Raw genomic sequence first — 19,321 nt, 5'->3', positions numbered from 1 at the left:
ACTGTCGCGCGGTACACGACCAGGCAGCGGGCAGATGCCGGCCGGTTGGCGGACACCGTGACAGGAACCGGGAACGGCCCTTCAAGGCGCTCGGCCCGCCGTGAGGGCCGCTCATCGCCCACGGCACTCACCCTCCGTAGAGGTCACCGGCCATAAGTCATCGCCGACCACAAGCTCGGTCCACCGTGAGGGCCGCTCGCCGCCGCGGGATCAGTCCGCCGTGAGGGTGGCGAGGCCGCGGCGCAGGCCGACCGTGGTGAGCTTGGAACCGCTGCCGACGATCTCGGTGGCGACGAGCACGACCTCGATCCCGGTGAGCCCGGCGGTTCTGCTCCTGCCGGTGAAACCTCGCAGGTCGGCCCTGCCGTAGATGGGACGGGCCAGGGAGGAGCGGCCCTGACGGGCTTTCTGCCGGTATTCGATCTCCAGGGCGTGGATGACCAGGGCGCCGCCGTCGGGCAGCAGCAGCGCGCGCTGCGGGCCGACGAGCAGGCGGACGTCGGTGGTGAGGCGGTCGGGCCTCACGTTCGGCGGGCGCCTGACCAGCTCGCCGAAGAGATCCCGGGCCGGGTCGCCCTTGGGGAAGGTCACCCCGCTCACCCCCGCCGGGTCGGTCAGGTAGGCCAGGTAGCGCTGCGGCACGAGACGGGCCTTGACCCCCGCACCGGGATCGTCGGTGGGCACCGCGCCCTCGGTCGGCTCGCGGACCTCGCCCCGGATCGGGATGGGCCCGGCGCCGAGCCGCCACTCGCCGGCCTCCTGGACGAACAGGAAGTAGGCCGGGTCAGGCTCGCGGGCCAGGGCGACGAACCAGCGGTCCTGGTCGGCGATGCCGGGCAGGTAGAACTCCGCCTCGTTGTAGGACTTCCTGACGGGGGCTGGGCGGCCGTTCCGGGTTGCCTCGCAGGCACGACCGCCCAGCGCTTTCTCCGCCCAGGTGGTGAGCTTCCCGACGGTCGCGCAGTCCCGGTCGCGCCAGGCGTCGTCGAGCCTTCTCAGCAGTGTGAAGGCCTCGCTCGCCTCGGCGAGCTCCACCCCGGCGGACGCCTCGCGTGACGGGCCGGTCCCGGGGGCGGTGACCCGCGTCTCGCTCCGCGCGCCGCAGCCGGTCATCATCGACAGACCCAGGATCAAGGCGAGGAGTCGGCGGCGCAAGGGTTGATCCCAGGGTAGTGGCCGTCGCGTGCGGCAGTCCGTCTGGACCGACCACGGAAGGCGGAGGTTCCGGAGGCTTCCCGTGATCTACGGGACCAGCGTAACGTCAGCACCCTCTTTTATCCGGTGTTATGCGACATTTGTTGAAAAAGCGCCTGCTGACGGCTATGGACATCAACGGGTCAACCTCGCGCGGATCACTCCTCCTCACCGGTAGCCTGGCCCGAAGAGTGTTCGAGGTCCTCCGATGCGGCGGATCAGCAGCCGACCCCCGAAAGGACCGTGCAGGAAACGTGGAGTTTCTCCGACACGCCTACCGGCGGCTCGCCGAGCTGGCGCGAGAGCTGGCGAAGTTCGGGACGGTCGGCGCGGTCGCCTTCGTGATCGACTACGGCGGCACCAACCTGCTCCGGTTCGGCCTCGACCAGGGACCGCTCTCCTCCAAGGTCATCGCCACGATCGTCGCGGCCACCCTGGCCTACATCGGCAACCGCTACTGGACGTTCAGGCACCGCGAGCAGAGCGGCCTCGCCCGCGAATACTTCCTGTTCTTCGTCCTCAACGGCATCGGCCTGCTGATCTCGCTGCTGATGCTCGGCTTCGTGACCTACACCCTGGGTCTGCAGGACGCGCTGAGTTACAACATCGCCCTGATCGTGAGCACCGGCCTCGGGACCCTGTTCAGGTTCTGGTCGTACAAGAAGTGGGTCTTCCTGCCCGGCACGCCGCCGGACGGGCCGGCGGAGACCGTCCCCGGTACGCCGACGGCACCGAACAGCCAGATCAACGGCCACGTATATCTCCTGGGCAAGACGTCGGAAGAGAGCTCGCCCCCCACCGGCCCGCGCTAGTACGCGCCCTGCCCCGACCGGGGCACGGCGCTCAGGCGGGCCCGCGGACGACGCGGTTCCTGCCCGTGTCGCCCACCTGGCGCAGGAAGAACGCGAACGCCGCGGGACGCGCCCGTACGAGCTCCAGGCGGCCCCCGTCCGCCGCGGCGAGTGCCCTCGCGAGGGGCAGGCCGAGCCCCGTGCTGCCTCCCCCGCTCACGTTCCGCTCGAAGACCCGCGGGGCCAGGTCGTCGGTGATGCCCTTGCCCTCGTCCGCCACCTCGATGACGATGGACCTGTCCCTGGCGCAGGTGGTCACGGTCACCGTGCCGTCGCCGTGCTTCAGCGAGTTCTCCAGCAGGGTGGAGATCACCTGGCCGATGCCGCCACCGGTGCCCAGCGCCTGAAGCCCGCGCGAGCCGACCAGGCTCAGCCGCCGCCCGGCCCTGCGGAACGCCGGGCCCCACTCGATGAGCTGCTGGTCGAGCAGCACGTCGAGCTCGACGACCTCGGACTGCGCCTGACGCTGCCGTCTGGCGGTGGCCAGCAGCTCGTCGATCACGGCGGTGAGCCGCTCGGCCTGCACGATGGCGGCCTCGCCCTCCTCCTTGACGATCCCCGGCTCGTCGGCGGCGGCGACGATCTCCTCAAGTCTCATGGTCAGGCCGGTGAGCGGGGTGCGGAGCTGGTGGGAGGCGTCGGTCGCGAACTCCCGCTCCCTGGCCAGGAGGTCGGAGATGCGGGTCGCGCTGCGGTCGAGCACCTCGGCCACCCGATCGAGCTCCTGGATGCCGTAGCGGTGCTTGCTCGGTCTGGCGTCACCGGAGCCGAGCCGCTCAGCGATCATCGCAAGGTCGCTGAGCGGTAGGGTCAGGCGGCGCGACTGCACGATGGCGAGCCCGACCGCGACCGCGAGGGCAGCCGCGGCGAGTCCCAGGATGAGGAACAACCACGCGCGGACCTCACGCTCCACTCCCGTCTTGTCCCGGCTGACCGCGACGTACACGCCGTTCTCCGACTGCGCGTCCTCGGTCATCTTCTGGCTCTCGGGGGGCTCGGTGCCCACCGTTATCACCTGGGGAGGCGTCCCTTTTGCGTAAATCTGAATGTAGAGATCGGAATACTTGCGTTCCAGCTGCTGCTCGTCGACGGGCTGATCCTGGATCCGGGCGTACTCGACCTCCCCCAGCAGGCTTTTGGCGTGTGAGGAGAGTTCCTGGGTCGCCTCCTCCTCGATGAGCCGGTTGACCGCCACACCGAGGGGGATGCCGAGCAGCAACACCCCGATGACCGCGACGAGGAGGGTTGAGGAGAGAAGGCGGCGGCGCATCTCCTACTCGCGCTCGAACCTGAAGCCGACTCCTCGAACGGTCGTGATGTATCGGGGCTTGGCGGCGTCGTCACCGAGTTTCCGGCGTAGCCACGAGATGTGCATGTCCAGGGTCTTGGTCGAACCCCACCAGTTGGTGTCCCACACCTCGCGCATGATCTGCTCTCGGGTGACCACCTTTCCGGCGTCGCGGACCAGGACCCTCAGCAGATCGAATTCCTTGGTGGTCAGATGCAGCTCCTTGTCTCCCATCCACGCGCGACGGGAGTCGGCGTCGATGCGCACGCCCTGGACCACGGGCGTCTCGGACGTGCCGCGCCGCAGGAGCGCGCGGACGCGCGCCAGCAGCTCGGCCAGGCGGAACGGCTTGGTCACGTAGTCGTCGGCCCCGGCGTCGAGGCCCACCACCGTGTCGACCTCGTCGACGCGGGCGGTGAGGATCAGCACAGGAGTCCCATGGCCCTCGGCGCGGATGCGCCGGGCCACCTCCAAGCCGTCCATCTCGGGCAGGCCCAGGTCGAGAACGATCAGGTCGATGCCACCCGATAGAGCCCGCTCCAGAGCCTGCGGGCCGTCAGGGCTCACCTCTACTTGATAACCCTCGCGGCGCAGGGCTCGCGCCAGTGGCTCGGAAATCGAGGTGTCATCCTCGGCGAGTAGTACACAGGTCATGTTGCGATCGTAGGACCTTAGGGGATCGTTTCCCGGGTACAGCGCGCGGTTTGACTCGTCGTTGACCTATCCATTGACCTGGGCAAACACTGATAAATCCCGGATAGTCATCCCGCAACGGCCGAGGGCCAGGGAGTAGGTCTCCCGCATTGGAAGTCCCTCGAAAGCACAGGCTCCCCAAAGGATCGACCGACAAAGCAGAACACGCCCTACCAGAGGGGATCTGGTGGGCGTGTTCTGCTTTATTCACCTCAAGACGCCGACGGCGGCTCGGCGTAGCGGGCGAGGTAGAGCTGCTCCCCGAGGCTCCCGATGAGACCCAGCTCGGTCTCCAGGTAGTCGACGTGGCGCTCCTCGTCCTCCAGGATCTCCTCGAAGATCCGGGCCGAGGTGGCGTCGCCCTTCTCGCGCATCAGGATGATGGCGGGCCGGAGGCGGGTGACCACCTCCAGCTCGACGTCCAGGTCGGCGCGGAGCTGCTCGGCGACGGTCTGGCCGATGTGCAGGGTGCCCAGCTTCTGGTAGTTGGGCAGGCCTTCGAGGAAGAGGATGCGGTCGGTGAGCTTCTCCGCGTGGCGCATCTCGTCGATGGACTCTTCGCGGGTGTATTTGGCCAGCCTGGTATATCCCCAGTTTTCCTGCATCTTGGCGTGCAGGAAGTACTGGTTGATCGCGGTCAGCTCCGCGGTCAGCTGCTCGTTGAGCAGTTCGATGATTTTCTTGTCGCCCTGCATGGCGGGCTCCTCGTGCTATGCGGTCGGCATCAAATCTTCAGACCGCTTTAGGATCGCACAGATTTTTCGCACGCAAGAAGCACAGTCGCCGCCGGCCCCCGTGGCGTCGCGGATCTGGCGCGCGCTCTTGGCCCCTGCCGAGATGCAGTCGTGCACCTCATTTTCGGTGACCGCACGGCAGACGCACACGTACACGGGGTGCAACCTCTCTGGAGACTACCATAGGTTAGGCACACCTAAGCTAGCTCATTCGGTTAGGCTTGCCTACGTGAGTTAGAACACACGACCTTAATATCGCTGTCATCAATCCGGCGTTCCCATTCGGAGGCCCATCGGCCGACGTGCGAAAACGCCTCCGGGATACGAGCCGCCTCCCGCGCGGGTTCGCGAAAACGCCCCGCCGAAACCCCGGAAAACGTCTCACGAGAACCACGGGCACACCACCGCGTACGGAGCGCCGCGTACGGAGCGCCGGGACACGCGAACGCGCCCCGGCAAAGGCCGGGGCGCGTGAGCGGGCCGAGCGCGGGGAGACGCCGGTCAGTGGCCTCTGGCCAGCCATTCCTCCAGGTGCCCCGCCTCCGCGCCGATGGAGGTGGACACGCCGTGACCGGTGTGCACGGCCGTCCCCGGCGGCAGGTCCAGCAGCTTCTCCCTGATCGACTCGATGATCGTGCCGAAGGAGGAGAAGGACCTCCCCGTCGCGCCGGGACCGCCGTTGAACAGGGTGTCACCGGTGAAGACCGCGCCGATGTCCGCCCCGTACAGACAGACCGCGCCCGGAGCGTGGCCCGGTGTGTGCAGCACGGTCAGCTCGATCCCCCCGGCGGAGAGCACCTGCCCGTCCTCGATCGGGGTGTACGGCAGATCGGTGTAGACCATCTCCCACAGCACCTGGTCGGCCGGGTGGAGCAGGATCGGCGCGCCCGTCCGCGCGGCGAGGTCGGCCGCCGCGTCGATGTGGTCGTTGTGCGCGTGGGTGCAGACGATGGCCTTGACCTCGCGGTCACCGACCCGCTCGGCGATCGCCGCGGCGTCGTGCGCGGCGTCGACGACGAGGACCTCGCTGGCCGAGCCGACGATCCAGACGTTGTTGTCGACGTCCCACGTCCCGCCGTCCAGCGAGAACGTGCCGGAGGTGACGATCCTGTCGATCACAGGATCACCACCGAGCGCAGGACCTCGCCGCGGTGCATCTTCGCGAAGGCCTCCTCGACGTCGCCGATGCCGATCGTCTCGGAGACGAAACGGTCGAGGTCGAGCCGCCCCTGGAGGTAGAGGTCGATGAGCATGGGGAAGTCACGGCTGGGCAGGCAGTCGCCGTACCAGGAGGACTTCAGCGCGCCGCCCCTGCCGAAGACGTCGAGCAGCGGCAGCTCCAGCTTCATGTCGGGGGTGGGCACCCCGACCAGGACCACGGTCCCGGCCAGGTCACGGGCGTAGAAGGCCTGCCGGTACGTCTCCGGGCGGCCGACCGCCTCGATGACCACGTCGGCGCCGTTGCCGCCGGTGAGCTCCTTGACCGTCTCGACCACGTCGGAGGTGCGGGAGTTGACCGTGTGGGTGGCGCCGAAGTCCTTGGCCCAGTCGAGCTTGCGGTCGTCCACGTCCACCGCGATGATCTTCGAGGCGCCCGCCAGCCTCGCCCCCAGGATGGCCGCGTCGCCGACGCCGCCGCACCCGATGACCGCCACGCTGTCACCGCGGGTCACGCCGCCGGTGTTGATGGCGGCACCGATGCCCGCCATCACGCCGCAGCCCAGCAGCCCGGCCACCTGCGGCGGCGCCGCCGGGTCGACCTTGGTGCACTGCCCGGCCGCGACCAGGGTCTTCTCGATGAAGGCGCCGATGCCCAGGGCGGGGCTGAGCGGCGTGCCGTCCTCCAGGGTCATCCTCTGGGTGGCGTTGTGGGTGTTGAAGCAGTACCAGGGACGGCCCCGCAGGCACGCCCGGCAGTCGCCGCAGACGGCCCGCCAGTTCAGGATCACGAAGTCACCGGGGGCCACCTCGGTGACGCCCTCGCCGACGGCCTCGACCACCCCGGCGGCCTCGTGGCCGAGCAGGAACGGGAACTCGTCGTTGATGCCGCCCTCGCGGTAGTGCAGGTCCGTGTGGCAGACGCCACAGGCCTGGACCGTCACCACGGCCTCGCCGGGGCCTGGATCGGGCACGATAACGGTCTCCAGCGAGACGGGCTCGCCCTTGCCACGCGCGACCACGCCTTGCACGGTGTACGGCATGTCCTGCACCTCATCTGTCATGGTTTCGACCCTCACGGGCCCGCTTACCGGTTGAACGGCCTTGCGCCCAGCCTCAATGATTACCAGCCCGGCGCAACACGTACGGCTGCACCACCCCCAGGCCGCGGGCCGGCCGCTGGCGGATGCGGCCGACCTCGACGCCGGGCGCGTCCTTCAGCGCCTCGGCCAGCCTGTCGTCGACGACGACGGTGCCGGGGCGGGCGATGGCCGTGAGCCTGGCCGCCAGGTTGACCGTCGTGCCGAAGACGTCCCCCATGATCGGCAGCACCGGGCCGTACGCCAGCCCGATCCGCACGTCGGGCCCGTACTGGCGGATCGCGCCGACCAGGTCCAGGGCGATCACGGCGGCCGCCCGCGGGTCGGCCGCCGTGAAGAACACCTCGTCCCCGAGCGTCTTGACCATCCGCCCCCCGTGCTCGGCGACCACGTCCGAGGCCCGTGACTCGAAGCCCTCGACCAGCTCGGCCAGGCCCCGCTCGTCCAGCTCGCGGGAGACCCGGGTGAAGGAGACCAGGTCGGCGAAGCCCACCGCGAGGGTGAGCCTGGCCGGCACGAGCTCGTCGGTGATGTCGGCGAGCGTCAGCAGGCGGGTCCCGGCGGCGGCGAGCTGGGCGCGCCAGACGTGGACCAGCACCTGCTCGAAGTCGGGGAGCAGCCGCCGCGAGGTCTCCATGACCGCCGCCAGGTCCGCGTCGGTGGGCCGGTGGCCGGGGTCGAGCATGGCGCCGATCATGATCTCGGCCTGCCACTGCGCGAGCCTCGCCGTCGTCTGGCCGAGCGCCCTCGCCATCCGGATGACGGTCCGGTCGTCCAGCAGGCCGCCCTCCATCATCGCCCGGACCCGCTCCAGCACGGCCACGTCCGCGTCGGTGAAGGCCACGGTGTCGTCGGGGAGCGTGGCGAACCCCAGCGCGCGCCAGATCCGCTCGGTGAGCTCCTGCGGCACCCGGGCGAGGCTCGCCACCTGGATCCGGGTGTAGCGAGGAGACGCTCCGACGAAGAGGCGCTCGATCTGCTCGGCCGTCGGGCGTCCGGCGGGGACCTCCGCCTCGTCCCCGCCCTCCCCCAGGCCCAGGAGGTCACGCCCCACGGGTCACCGCCCGCCGGGTTCCGAGGGCTCCCCGTCGGCCGCGTCGTCGAGCGCGCGGAACAGCTCGGCCCGCACCTCCTGGATCCGGGGGATGTCCCGCAGCGTGATCCGGCCGTGGTCGCCCGCCGACTCGACGACCAGCGTGCCGCAGCCGAAGAGCCTCTCCATCAGGGTCTGGTCGGCGCTCACCGTGTTCACCTTGGTCATCGGGATGTCGTCGATGGACTTGTTCAGCACCCCCGTGCCGATGGTGAAGCGGTGCGAGGTGAGGACGTACGAGGTGTTCTTCCAGCGCAGGTATGGAATGAACGACCACACGGTCAGCAGTCCGACGGCGACCACAGCCACCGCGATGAGCGCGTAGGACCGGTACTCGAAGTCGGGCATGAGGAAAAGGGCGGCACCGGACCCCGCGATGATCAGGATCAACGCGAGGAACGGACCGACGAGTCGCTTCCAGTGAGGGTGGAACGACCTGATCCGTCGCTCCCCCTCCGTCATGTGGTGATCGGGTAGACCCATGGGGCAAATCGTGGCACGCCTTCATGTCCCACGTCATGAGGTGTGAGGTCGAACATGCACGACGTCACCCGCGCTGAGCGTGTGCTCCTCCCCCTTGGAGCTGACGAGCAGGTGACCGGCGCGGTCGACGCCGGTGGCGGTGCCGGTCAGCACCCGCTCGCCCGGCAGCTCCACCCTGACCTCCCGCCCGGCCGTGGCGCTGATCGCGAGATAGGCGGCCCGCAGGCCACACGCCTCGGCGTCGCCCTCCGCCTCCGACCACTCGCGGTAGTGGGTCTCGATCTCCCGCAGCACCGCGCGCAGGATCGGATCGCGGTCGGCGCAGGCGGCCTTCTCGATGGCCAGGGAGGTGGCGGTCTCCACCGGCAGCTCCTCGGGACGCACGCTCACGTTGAGCCCGACCCCCACGATCACCGCGCTGTCGATCCGCTCGGCGAGCACCCCGGCGAGCTTGCGCTCGCCGATCAGCAGGTCGTTGGGCCACTTGAGCCGTACGTCGACCTCGGCGACCTTCCGCACGGCCGACGCGACCGCCAGGCCGACGAGCAGGGGCAGCCACCCCTGCGCGGACAGGGGCGGGTCGGGACGCAGGAGCACCGAGAACGTCAGGCCGGAACGCGGTGGAGCGCTCCAGACGCGGCCGAGCCTGCCACGCCCGGCGAACTGGGACTCGGCGACGACGACGGCTCCCTGCCGCGCGCCGTCGCGGACGGCCTGCGCGAGGTCGGCGTTGGTCGATCCGGTCCTGTCGACCACGGAGATCCCGGACCAGAGGCCACCGGGACGGACCAGCGCGCGGGTGAGGGCCGCCTCGGAAAGCGGCGGGCGGTCGAGATCAGTGAAGGGCGAGTCGAGCACTTAGCCATCTTGCCTCCACTAACGACCCCCTGTTACCGAATTAATCCAATGACCAGGGAATACTGTTACCGAAGTCTGGGTCGGCGGGCAAGGGCAGGCTTTCGGCTGGGCCTGGAAATCGTGCAGACGATTGCGAAAAGAGATGATGAACGCATGAGCAGACATCTCAACGCGCGGAACGACACCGGCCTGAAGGACGATCCGGGCTCCGAGATGGGTACGGGCTCAGCGGCGAGTCAGAGCTTCGAGGTGAATCCGGGCTCGGAAGTGGATCCGGTCCCCGAAGTGGATCGGAGCTTCGAGGTGAATCCGGGCTCAAGGGGGAATCCGGGCTCCGAAGCCGATCCGGGCCTCGAAGTGGTGGAGGCCGTGCGGAGGCCGGGACCCACCACCCGGGCGCGGGTCGGGCAGATGCGGGCGGGGACCGTCCACGAGCGCCGGGACGACCTGGCCACCGAGGAGCCGCTGGAGATCCGCATCCAGGCGGGCGAGGAGCGCCGCACGGTCGCGATCACCATGCGCACCCCCGGGCACGACTTCGAGCTGGCCGCCGGGTTCCTGTACGGCGAGGGCGTCGCGGCACCGGCGGACGTCGCGTCCATCGCCTACTGCACCGACGAGGACGTGCCGCCGGAGGCGCGCTACAACACGGTGACCGTGCGGCTGCGCGGTGGCGGGCTGCCCGACCTGCCCTCGCTCGACCGGCACTTCATGACGTCCAGCGCGTGCGGCGTCTGCGGTACCGCCAGCCTCGACGCCCTGCGTGGCCGCTGCTCGCCGCTGCCCGACCAGGAGGACCTGCTGATCTCCCCCGAGGTCCTGTACGGCCTTCCCGACAGGCTGAGAAGCGCCCAGGGGGTCTTCGGCAAGACCGGAGGGCTGCACGCGGCCGGCCTGTTCACCGCCGGGGGTGAGCCGCTCGCGGTCCGCGAGGACGTGGGACGGCACAACGCGCTGGACAAGCTGGTCGGCTGGGCCATGATGACCGGGAGGCTGCCGCTGGGCGGGCACGTGCTCATGGTCAGCGGGCGGACCAGCTACGAGATCATGCAGAAGGCCCTCACCGCGGGCCTGCCGGTCGTCTGCGCGGTCTCCGCGCCGTCCTCCCTCGCCGTCGACCTGGCCAGGGAGTTCGGGATGACACTGGTCGGCTTCCTGCGCGAGGAGCGTTTCAACCTCTACGCGGGGGCGCACCGCGTCGGCCGCTGAGCCGTCCGCCGCACTCCCCGGGCGACCCCCTGCCGGCCCCTGAGCCGCCCGCTCCGGCCGCCGGACGTCCACCCCGGCAAGGAAGGTCCACTCTCGTCCTGAATCGCCCGTATTGGACTTCTGAGCCGTCCGCTCACACCGGGAACCCCCGTCAGCCGAGGCGGGTCCCGATGCGGTCCGCCCACGGCCGGTACGAGCCTCTTCACGGCCGGGAGGCCCCGGCCGTGAAGAGGCTCGCGGATCATCCGGTGTTCTGCAGGCCCGCGGCGACGCCGTTGACCGACAGGAGCAGCAGCGTGGACAGGCGCTCGCGCTCGTCCTCCGACAAGCCCTCGTCCGCGCGGAGGGTGGACAGGGCACGCAACTGCAGGTGGGAGAGCGCGTCCACGTACGGGTCACGGAGCTGCACCGCGCGGGACAGGACCTTGCGGTCCTCCAGCAGGCGGGTGTGGCCGGTGATCTCCAGGACCAGGCGGCGCGTCAGGTCGTACTCGCCCAGGACCTGCTCGACGAAGTCGTCCCTGGCGCCGAGCGCGAGGTAGCGGGCGGCGATGTCGCGGTCGGTCTTGGCCAGCGACATCTCCACGTTGTCCAGCAGCGAGGCGAACAGCGGCCACTCGCGGTAGGCGGCGCGCAGCTCGTCCAGGCCCGCCTCGGAGATCACCGCCTCCAGGCCGCTGCCCAGGCCGTACCAGCCCGGCAGGTTGACCCGGGTCTGGGCCCAGGCGAACACCCACGGGATGGCCCGCAGGTCGTCCAGGGACCGGGGCGCGCCGAGGCCGCGCCGGGCGGGGCGGGAGCCCAGGCGGAGCGAGCCGATCTCCTCCAGCGGGCTGACCAGGGAGAACCACTCGGGGAACCCGGGCGCCTCGGTGAGCCGCCGGTAGGCCTTCTCCGAGGCGGAGGCGACCCGCTCGGCCACGCCGCGGAAGCGTCCCGCCGCCTCGGCCGTACGGGCCTCGATGGACGGGGTGGAGGCGAGCAGCACCGCCGAGGTGACCTGCTCCATGTGGCGGCGGGCGATGGCGTCGTGGCCGTAGCGGGCGAAGATGACCTCGCCCTGCTCGGTGACCTTGAACCTGCCGCCGACCGAGCCGGGGGCCTGCGCGAGCACGGCCCGGTTCGCCGGGCCGCCGCCCCGGCCCAGGGCGCCGCCCCGGCCGTGGAACAGCGTCAGCGGCACGTCGTGCTCGGCCGACCAGGCGGCCAGCGCCTCCTGGGCCTCGTAGAGCTTCAGGGTCGCGGCGGCCGGGCCGAGCTCCTTGGCGGAGTCGGAGTAGCCGAGCATGACCTCCAGGCGCCGGTCGTCGGCCAGCCTGGCCTGTACGGCCGGGATCTCCAGCATCCCCGACAGGACGGTGGGAGCGGCGGCCAGGTCGGCACCGGACTCGAACAGCGGGACCACGTCGAGCCGGGGCGCCCGGCCGCCCATCGCGTGCGCGGCCAGCGCGTGGACCGCGGCGATGTCGTCGGCCGAGCGGGTGAAGGAGACGACGTAGCGGGAACAGGCGGTCACCCCGAACCGCTCCTGGATCCAGGCGATCGTGCGGATCGTGGCCAGGACCTCCTCGGTCCGCTCGGAGGTGCGCCCGGCGGCGATCTCCTCCAGCGCGGCGGCGTGGACCTGCGAGTGCTGGCGGACCTCCAGCTCGGCCAGGTGGAAGCCGAACGTCTCCACCTGCCAGATGAGGTGCTGCAGCTCCCCGTACGCCTGCCGGTTCGCCCCGGCCTCGACCAGCGAGTCCTGGGCCGTGCGCAGGTCGGTCAGGAGCTGCTCGGGCGAGCGGTAGGCCAGGTCGAGGCCGCGCTGGCGGGTGGCCGCGATGCGGGCGGCGACGAACATCAGCCACTGCCGGTGCGGCTCCCTCGGGGAGCGGGTGGCCATCTCAGAGACCACGTCGGGGTGGTCGTTCACGGCGCCCGACAGCGCGGCCCGCAGCCCGGCCGAGGCGGGGGTGTAGTCGGCGGTGAGGGTGAGCGAGCGGCCGATCCTGAGCGTGGCGTTCTCCAGGGCGATCAGCACGTGCTCGGCCTGGATGAGGACGGCGTCCCTGGTCACCTTGGAGGTGACGTTCGGGTTGCCGTCGCGGTCGCCGCCGATCCAGCTGCCGTACCTGATGAAGGCGCGGGCCCGCGGCTTGCCGGTGCCGCCTCTCCCGCCGAGCGCCGCGTCCAGGGCGCGGTAGACCTGCGGGACCACCCGGAAGAGGGTCTCGTCGAAGGCCGCCATCGCGGTGCGCACCTCGTCCAGCGGGTCGAGCTTGGTGGACCTGAGCTGGGCGGTCCGCCACAGCAGGTCGATCTCCTCCAGCAGCCGCCGCCGGGTCTCCGCCCGCTCGGCCGCGCCCCTGTCGGAGCTGTTGTACGCGGCGAGCTGGCCGCTGATGCGCTGGATCGCGGTGACCACGGCGCGCCTGCGGGCCTCGGTGGGGTGCGCGGTCAGCACGGGGTGCAGGCGCAGCCCCTCGACCAGGTCGGCGACCTTGTCGTCGCCGAGCTCCTGGACGGCCTGCGCCAGGGACTCGGGCAGCGGCTCCTCGCCGGTGTCGCGGACCCTGAGCGTGCGGATCCTGAAGTGCTCCTCGGCCAGGTTCGCCAGGTGGAAGTAGCACGTGAACGCGCGGGCGATCTGCACCGCGCGGTCGATCGGCCACTCGGCCACCATCGCGGTGATCTCGTCGACCGACACCTGCTTTCTGCGGGCGCCGATGACGGCCTTGCGCAGCCGTTCGACATCGGCGAGCAGGTCATCGCCGCCATGCTCGGCGATGACCTGCCCCAGGAGCCCACCGAGCAGTCGCACGTCCGCGCGCAGCTCGTCGGGCATCTCGGTGACAGCGGAGGAACGCTCTGCCTGGTGGGACACGGTGGCGGGCATGCCCGCCAGCGTACCTAGTCCGTTTTCGTGAACGGAGACCGGTCTCACCCATTGGACTAGACCATTCGGAGGGCCCTTCCCAGGCCGCTCGACGGCCATCGGGGAGCCGTCAGGTGGCCATCAGGTGGCCATGGAACTCGCCTCCAGGAGCGCCGGATACCTGGCGAAGGCGATCTTTCCCGCGACCCTGCGGCCACCCCAGGAGAGCAGCAGCCCGTACGGCACCGCCAGCGCGCTGACCCACGTGAGCCCCAGCACGACCGGCAGGGCGATCGGCAGCGCGAGCAGGCCGGTGCCGATCAGCGCGCCGAACGACGCCACGAAGGCGACGCCGCCCTGCCCGGGGGCCGCGCCGGTGAAGGCGTTCAGGCGCTCGGGCACGGTGTACGGCATCAGCACGCTGGTCAGCGCCCCCACGCCGAGTCCGGCCCCGAGGACGCCCCAGGCGGTGAGCGCGGCCGGGACCGCCCAGCGGACGTCCCCGGCCAGCAGTGCCGCGACCGTGGCAAGCACGAGCAGCAGCGGGACCGCGATCGTCGCCACGGCCAGGTGCCGCCCGGCGATGTCGGTACGCCAGTCGCGGTCGGTGCCGTAGGCGACGGCGTTCATCCACAGGGAGCGGCCGTCGATGCCGAAGGCGTTGCACCACTGAATGCTGATCATCACCGCGCCGATGCAGGCGGGGGCGATCGCCAGGACGCCCCCGGCCGCGCCGTCGCCGTCCCCGTACAGGGAGAAGGCCATGACGCCGGTGACCGCGATGGCGGCGAACCAGCCGACCCTGCCTCGCGGGTCGCGCCGGGCGTACTTGAGCTCCTTGCCCGCGACCGCGGCGAGCGGGCCGTCGGGCAGGACCCTGGCGAGCAGACCCCGGGAGTTGCGCACCGCCGCGCCCTGGGTGGAGGCGTCGGGGGAGACCAGGGCGCGGCGCAGCGCCGCGATCCACAGCCACCCGGCCCCGGCGATCAGGACGGCGAGCAGGACCACCCCCGCGACCGCGGTCAGGCCGCCGTCAGCGATGGAACCGGCCGCGACGCCGGAGGGGGTCCAGCGCAGCACCGAGGCGAGACCGTGCAGCACGGCCCGGGGGTCGGCCGACAGGCCGCCGTTGAGCAGCAGGTTGGGCAGCTGAGCCGCCAGGACGAAGAAGACCACCGAGACGGCCAGCACGTCGCGGCCCCTGCGGGTGCGCAGCAGGCCCGACAGGGACGTGGTGACCAGCCGGGAGATCATGACGCAGAGCGCGAAGTGGAGCAGCACGGCGACCGCGCCCAGGATCACCCCGCCGATCCCGGTGGCCAGGCCGACCACGGCCCCGGCCATGACGGCCAGCGAGGCGAGCGGCCACACGCCGGTGACCGAGGCGGCGAACATGCCGGTGACGAGCTGGCCGGTCCGCAGCGGGAACAGGGCCAGGCGCGACGGGTCGAGCGTGTCGTCCAGCCCGAACGCCAGCAGCGGCACGACCGCCCAGCTCACCAGGAAGACGGTGAACAGCACGGTCACGGCCTCCAGGGCGATGTCGGCGGGCGCGAGGCGCAGCACGGCCGTCGCCAGGAAACCGAGGGTGCCGAAGAGGAACGCGGCGAGCGCCGTGAAGACGAACCCCAGCAGGCGCTGGGTGCTGCCGCTCAGGTTTCCGGCGACGAGCCGCAGCTTGAGCCGTACGAAGACCATGGGCCCCACCCGCACGGTCCCCGCGCCTCCCCCCGCGCCCATGCTCACGTCCGTCCCCGCGCCGACACCTCCCCGCACGTCCGCGCTCACCGCGTCGCCACCGGCCCCGCTCGCCCTGCCACCCGCGCCGCCTGCCCTGTCACCGTCGTCACCGTCGCCCGTGTTCACCCCGTCACCCCTTTGGTCCCGCGCGCTCACGCCGGGGTCGAGCCCAGCCACGACAGGCCCTCCTGTCCGCCCGCGCCGTCGCCGTCCCGGGCGCCGACCAGGCCGAGGAAGGCCTCGTTGAGACCGCGGCCCGCCCTGACCTCGTCCAGCGGCCCCTGGGCGACGATCAGCCCGCGGTCCATCACCGAGACCCAGTCGCACAGGCGCTCGACGAGCTCCATGACGTGACTGGAGAAGATCACCGTCGAACCGGAGGCGGTGTAGCGCCTGAGCACCTCGACGAGCGTGTTGGCGCTGACCGGGTCGACGCCCTCGAACGGCTCGTCGAGGAAGAGCACGCTGGGATTGTGCAGCAGCGCGGCGGCCAGGCCGATCTTCTTGCGCATGCCGGTGGAGTAGTCGACGACGAGCTTGTCGGCCGACTCGGCCAGGTCCATGACCCTCAGCAGCTCCTCCGCCCGCCGTCCCACCTCGGCCCTGGGGATGCCGCGGAGCTGGCCGTTGTAGGAGAGCAGTTCCCTGCCCGACAGCCGCTCGAACAGGCGCAGCCCCTCGGGGAGCACCCCGATGCGGCCCTTGACCGCGACCTGGTCGTGCCAGACGTCGGCGCCGCCGATGTGGACCGAGCCGCCGTCGGGACGCAGGAGGCCGGTGACCATGCTGAGCGTGGTGGTCTTCCCGGCGCCGTTCGGGCCGACCAGCCCGGCGAAACCGCCCCGCGGCACCACCAGGTCGACACCCCCCACGGCCACCTGCTGCCCGAACCTCTTGAACAGCCCTCGCGTCCTTACCGCCTCCGTGACGTCCGGCATGGCGCCTCCCCTTCCAGGGTCCTCCGATCGGCCGACCCGCACGGGAAACGAACGATCGCCCCCGATAGTTCGCGATGTGAGGGCACGGTTACCCTGCTGGGATGAGCGAGTCCCTGAGCGCCGAGCCGTTGGATTCCGGACCCGACATCCACACCACGGCCGGGAAGCTGGCCGACCTGGAGCGCCGCCTGGGCGAGGCGGCCCACGCGGGTTCGGCGCGCGCCGTCGAGAAGCAGCACGCGAGCGGGAAGATGACCGCCAGGGAGCGGGTGCTCGCCCTCCTCGACGAGGGCAGCTTCGTGGAGTTCGACAAGCTCGCCAGGCACCGGTCCACGAGCTTCGGCCTGGAGCGGCAGCGGCCGTACGGCGACGGGGTGGTGACCGGGTACGGCACGGTCGACGACCGCCCGGTGGCGGTGTTCGCCCAGGACTTCACGGTCTTCGGCGGGTCCCTGGGCGAGGTCTTCGGGGAGAAGATCGTCAAGGTCATGGACCACGCGCTGAAGACCGGCTGCCCGGTGGTCGGCATCAACGACTCCGGAGGGGCGCGCATCCAGGAGGGCGTCGTCTCGCTGGGCCTGTACGCCGAGATCTTCAAGCGGAACGTCCACGCCTCCGGGGTGATCCCGCAGATCTCGCTGGTCATGGGCCCCTGCGCGGGCGGCGCCGTCTACTCGCCCGCGCTCACCGACTTCGTGCTGATGGTGTCGGAGAAGTCGCACATGTTCATCACCGGCCCCGACGTGATCAAAACGGTCACCGGCGAGGAGGTGACGTTCGAGGAGCTCGGCGGGGCGCACACGCACAACTCCCGCTCGGGCGTGGCCCACTACGAGGCGTCCGACGAGGCCGACTGCCTGGAGTTCGCCAGGGCGCTGCTGTCCTACCTGCCGTCCAACAACATGGACGAGGCCCCGGCGTTCGACGCCGATCCGCCGCTGGAGACCACCGACGAGGACCGCGAGCTCGACACGCTGATCCCCGACTCGGCGAACCAGCCCTACGACATGCACACGGTCCTCGAACACGTCCTGGACGACGGCGAATTCCTGGAGGTGCACGCGCAATTCGCGCCCAACATCCTGGTGGGTTTCGGCCGGGTCGAGGGGCGCTCCGTGGGGATCGTCGCCAACCAGCCGCTGAGTTTCGCCGGCACGCTGGACATCTCGGCCTCCGAGAAAGCCGCGAGATTCGTCCGTACATGCGATGCCTTTAACATTCCGGTCCTGACATTCGTCGACGTCCCCGGATTCCTGCCGGGCACCGACCAGGAATGGAACGGGATCATCCGGCGCGGCGCCAAGCTGCTCTACGCCTACGCGGAGGCGACCGTGCCGCTGGTCACGGTCATCACCAGAAAGGCGTACGGTGGGGCGTACGACGTCATGGGGTCCAAACACCTGGGCGCCGACGTCAACCTGGCCTGGCCGACCGCGCAGATCGCGGTGATGGGCGCGCAGGGCGCGGTCAACATCCTCTACCGGCGCGAGCTCGCCGCGGCCAAGGATCCGGACACCCAGCGGGCCAGGTTCGTCACCGAGTACGAGGACACGCTCGCCAACCCGTATCTCGCGGCCGAACGGGGGTATGTGGACGCCGTGATCCGCCCTTCCGACACCCGGGTCCAGATCGTCAAGGCGCTGCGGGCCCTGCGCAACAAGCGCGCGACCCTGCCCCCGAAGAAACACGGGAACATCCCGCTGTGAGACATCTGAAGATCATTAAAGGGGACGCGACCCCCGAGGAGATCGCCGCCGTGGTGATCGCCCTCTCGACGCGTGCCGCACCGGCGAGTCCGGCGTCGAAAGCCCCGCAGACGTCGAAATCCTGGAGCAATCACTCACATCGCATGCGAAAAGTACTTCCTGTCGGACAAGGCGCGTGGCGATCGAGCGCACTGCCGAGATAGATCCCGAGAACGGGGTGTCAAGTTGCGCAAGAGTTGGGACCATCTAAGAAATGGGCGCATATAGTCAGCCGATCAGCTAGTTCCGAGGCCTGGAGGACGACATGACCATCCTGGACCTCACGTCACATCCCATCCCCGCGAAGTACGCCGTCCTGGTCGACGTCGGCTATCTGTACGCGGCAGCCGGGGAGGTGCTCCTGAGTGCGAAGGAGCGCAAGGAATACCGGGTGGCGGCGGACGAGCTGATCCAGGCGTTGCAGAAGCACGCGGAGGAGCGCATCCACGGCGAGCTGCTCCGGATCTACTGGTACGACGCCGCCCGCGACCGGGTGCCGACCGTCGACCAGCGGGTCATCGCCCAGCTCCCGTGGGTCAAGGTGCGCCTGGGCAACCTGAACGCGCGGGGCCAGCAGAAGGGCGTGGACGCGCAGATCAGGAGCGACCTGGAGGCGCTGGCCAGGCACCACGCGGTGAGCGACACGATACTGCTGGCCGGGGACGAGGACATGGTCCCCGCCGTCGAGGCCGCCCAGGCCTACGGGGTGCGGATCCACCTGTGGGGCGTGGAGCCCCCCTACGGCACCAACCAGGCCGAGCGCCTGGTCTGGGAGTCCGACACCGTCGAGATCATCAGCGCCGACTTCCTGCGGTCCTTCTTCAGCCGCGCCCCCGCGCCCGTCCCGGTGCCGGTGCCCCCGATCGCCCCCTCCCCCGCCCAGGTCTTCGCCGGGCGCACCGCCGCCAAGCCCAAGGCCCCGGTGGGCCAGGTCACCAAGCTGGGTCCGAGCCGCCCGCGCGTCGAGGAGGTCGGCGAGCACGTGGCCCAGAAGTGGATCCTCACCCGGGGCCGCGACAACATCCGCGACCTGCTGCCGGGGCCGATCCTGCCCACGGTGATCGACACCGAGCTGCTCATCGAGGCGGAGAAGGAGCTGGGCCACTCCCTGCGCCCGTACCCCGAGGCACGCGTCTGGCTCCGCGACGGATTCTGGGCCCGCGTCTACCGGGAGTTCGAGATCGGCGTCGGCGTCTCCTCCAAGTGACGCCCCCTGAGGCTCTCCGTGAGGTGACGCCTCCCCCGCGCGGGGCGCTTCTCGCGTGCCCGACCCCCGCCCCTCCCGTGACGGCCGCCACGGCCACGTCCCGCTCCCGGCCTTCCGGCGGGCCGTCCTCTCCTTGTGGCGGTTCCTTGTGGCGGTCTTTGTGACGGTCTTTG

18 protein-coding genes are annotated in these 19,321 nt (G+C 70.5%); 5 read left to right on the top strand and 13 right to left on the bottom strand.

Annotated features, from left to right (window positions below; translation table 11 throughout):
• Positions 1 to 210: 210 nt before the first annotated feature.
• Positions 211 to 1,155 carry a hypothetical protein gene (locus OG587_RS14040; RefSeq protein WP_329090379.1) on the bottom strand — a complete coding sequence of 315 codons (945 nt, stop codon included), beginning with the start codon at positions 1,153 to 1,155 and terminating at the stop codon, positions 211 to 213.
• A 293-nt stretch (positions 1,156 to 1,448) separates the two neighbouring features.
• Here OG587_RS14040 and OG587_RS14035 point away from each other — a divergent pair, with 293 nt between their 5' ends.
• Positions 1,449 to 2,006, top strand: coding sequence for a GtrA family protein (locus OG587_RS14035; RefSeq protein ID WP_329090377.1), 558 nt, complete (start codon positions 1,449 to 1,451; stop codon positions 2,004 to 2,006).
• Positions 2,007 to 2,037: 31 nt separating this feature from the next.
• Here OG587_RS14035 and OG587_RS14030 read toward each other — a convergent pair whose 3' ends face one another.
• The 9 genes from OG587_RS14030 to OG587_RS13990 all read right to left on the bottom strand — a co-directional run bounded on the left by OG587_RS14030 (position 2,038) and on the right by OG587_RS13990 (position 9,452).
• Positions 2,038 to 3,315: an ATP-binding protein gene (locus OG587_RS14030; RefSeq protein ID WP_329090375.1), complete on the bottom strand. Its 1,278-nt coding sequence runs from the start codon at positions 3,313 to 3,315 to the stop codon at positions 2,038 to 2,040.
• Between the two features lie 3 nt (positions 3,316 to 3,318).
• On the bottom strand, positions 3,319 to 3,987 hold the full coding sequence (locus OG587_RS14025) for a response regulator transcription factor (RefSeq protein WP_012888073.1): 669 nt from the start codon (positions 3,985 to 3,987) through the stop codon (positions 3,319 to 3,321).
• Positions 3,988 to 4,238: 251 nt separating this feature from the next.
• A complete protein-coding gene (gene bfr, locus OG587_RS14020; RefSeq protein WP_329090359.1) occupies positions 4,239 to 4,721 on the bottom strand; it encodes a bacterioferritin in 483 nt (160 codons plus the stop codon).
• A gap of 15 nt (positions 4,722 to 4,736) precedes the next feature.
• Positions 4,737 to 4,910: a (2Fe-2S)-binding protein gene (locus OG587_RS14015; protein WP_329093849.1), complete on the bottom strand. Its 174-nt coding sequence runs from the start codon at positions 4,908 to 4,910 to the stop codon at positions 4,737 to 4,739.
• A 351-nt stretch (positions 4,911 to 5,261) separates the two neighbouring features.
• Positions 5,262 to 5,879, bottom strand: a complete 618-nt coding sequence (locus tag OG587_RS14010) for an MBL fold metallo-hydrolase (RefSeq protein ID WP_329090357.1) — start codon at positions 5,877 to 5,879, stop codon at positions 5,262 to 5,264.
• Entirely contained in the window at positions 5,876 to 6,961 is a 1,086-nt protein-coding gene (locus OG587_RS14005; RefSeq protein ID WP_329093847.1) for an S-(hydroxymethyl)mycothiol dehydrogenase, read from the bottom strand. Before OG587_RS14005 ends, OG587_RS14010 begins: the two co-directional genes overlap by 4 nt.
• Positions 6,962 to 7,034: 73 nt before the next feature.
• Positions 7,035 to 8,072, bottom strand: a complete 1,038-nt coding sequence (locus OG587_RS14000) for an adenylate/guanylate cyclase domain-containing protein (protein WP_329090355.1) — start codon at positions 8,070 to 8,072, stop codon at positions 7,035 to 7,037.
• A gap of 3 nt (positions 8,073 to 8,075) precedes the next feature.
• On the bottom strand, positions 8,076 to 8,594 hold the full coding sequence (locus OG587_RS13995) for a PH domain-containing protein (RefSeq protein ID WP_329090354.1): 519 nt from the start codon (positions 8,592 to 8,594) through the stop codon (positions 8,076 to 8,078).
• A 33-nt stretch (positions 8,595 to 8,627) separates the two neighbouring features.
• Positions 8,628 to 9,452, bottom strand: coding sequence for a biotin--[acetyl-CoA-carboxylase] ligase (locus OG587_RS13990; RefSeq protein ID WP_329090353.1), 825 nt, complete (start codon positions 9,450 to 9,452; stop codon positions 8,628 to 8,630).
• A 153-nt stretch (positions 9,453 to 9,605) separates the two neighbouring features.
• Between OG587_RS13990 and fdhD the strand changes: the two genes are divergently transcribed.
• Positions 9,606 to 10,661 (top strand): formate dehydrogenase accessory sulfurtransferase FdhD, encoded by a 1,056-nt coding sequence (gene fdhD / locus OG587_RS13985; protein ID WP_329090351.1) that lies wholly within the window; start codon positions 9,606 to 9,608, stop codon positions 10,659 to 10,661.
• Between the two features lie 241 nt (positions 10,662 to 10,902).
• Here fdhD and OG587_RS13980 read toward each other — a convergent pair whose 3' ends face one another.
• The 3 genes from OG587_RS13980 to OG587_RS13970 all read right to left on the bottom strand — a co-directional run bounded on the left by OG587_RS13980 (position 10,903) and on the right by OG587_RS13970 (position 16,196).
• A complete protein-coding gene (locus OG587_RS13980) occupies positions 10,903 to 13,539 on the bottom strand; it encodes a phosphoenolpyruvate carboxylase (RefSeq protein WP_329090349.1) in 2,637 nt (878 codons plus the stop codon).
• A 120-nt stretch (positions 13,540 to 13,659) separates the two neighbouring features.
• Complete coding sequence (locus tag OG587_RS13975; protein ID WP_329090347.1) at positions 13,660 to 15,384, bottom strand: hypothetical protein; 1,725 nt, start codon at positions 15,382 to 15,384, stop codon at positions 13,660 to 13,662.
• 26 nt (positions 15,385 to 15,410) lie between these two features.
• The gene (locus OG587_RS13970) at positions 15,411 to 16,196 is read right to left on the bottom strand and encodes an ABC transporter ATP-binding protein (protein WP_329090344.1); all 786 of its coding nucleotides are present in this window, start codon (positions 16,194 to 16,196) and stop codon (positions 15,411 to 15,413) included.
• A 101-nt stretch (positions 16,197 to 16,297) separates the two neighbouring features.
• Here OG587_RS13970 and OG587_RS13965 point away from each other — a divergent pair, with 101 nt between their 5' ends.
• The 3 genes from OG587_RS13965 to OG587_RS13955 all read left to right on the top strand — a co-directional run bounded on the left by OG587_RS13965 (position 16,298) and on the right by OG587_RS13955 (position 19,148).
• On the top strand, positions 16,298 to 17,902 hold the full coding sequence (locus OG587_RS13965; RefSeq protein WP_329090342.1) for an acyl-CoA carboxylase subunit beta: 1,605 nt from the start codon (positions 16,298 to 16,300) through the stop codon (positions 17,900 to 17,902).
• Positions 17,899 to 18,105 (top strand): acyl-CoA carboxylase subunit epsilon, encoded by a 207-nt coding sequence (locus OG587_RS13960; protein ID WP_329090341.1) that lies wholly within the window; start codon positions 17,899 to 17,901, stop codon positions 18,103 to 18,105. Before OG587_RS13965 ends, OG587_RS13960 begins: the two co-directional genes overlap by 4 nt.
• 101 nt (positions 18,106 to 18,206) lie before the next feature.
• Positions 18,207 to 19,148: an NYN domain-containing protein gene (locus OG587_RS13955; protein WP_329090340.1), complete on the top strand. Its 942-nt coding sequence runs from the start codon at positions 18,207 to 18,209 to the stop codon at positions 19,146 to 19,148.
• Positions 19,149 to 19,321: the final 173 nt, after the last annotated feature.

It is taken from the genome of Streptosporangium sp. NBC_01469, assembly GCF_036227305.1.
Classification (GTDB): domain Bacteria; phylum Actinomycetota; class Actinomycetes; order Streptosporangiales; family Streptosporangiaceae; genus Streptosporangium.
Note: the sequence above shows the minus strand (reverse complement) of the source record. Positions and strands in the feature narration are given on the sequence as shown.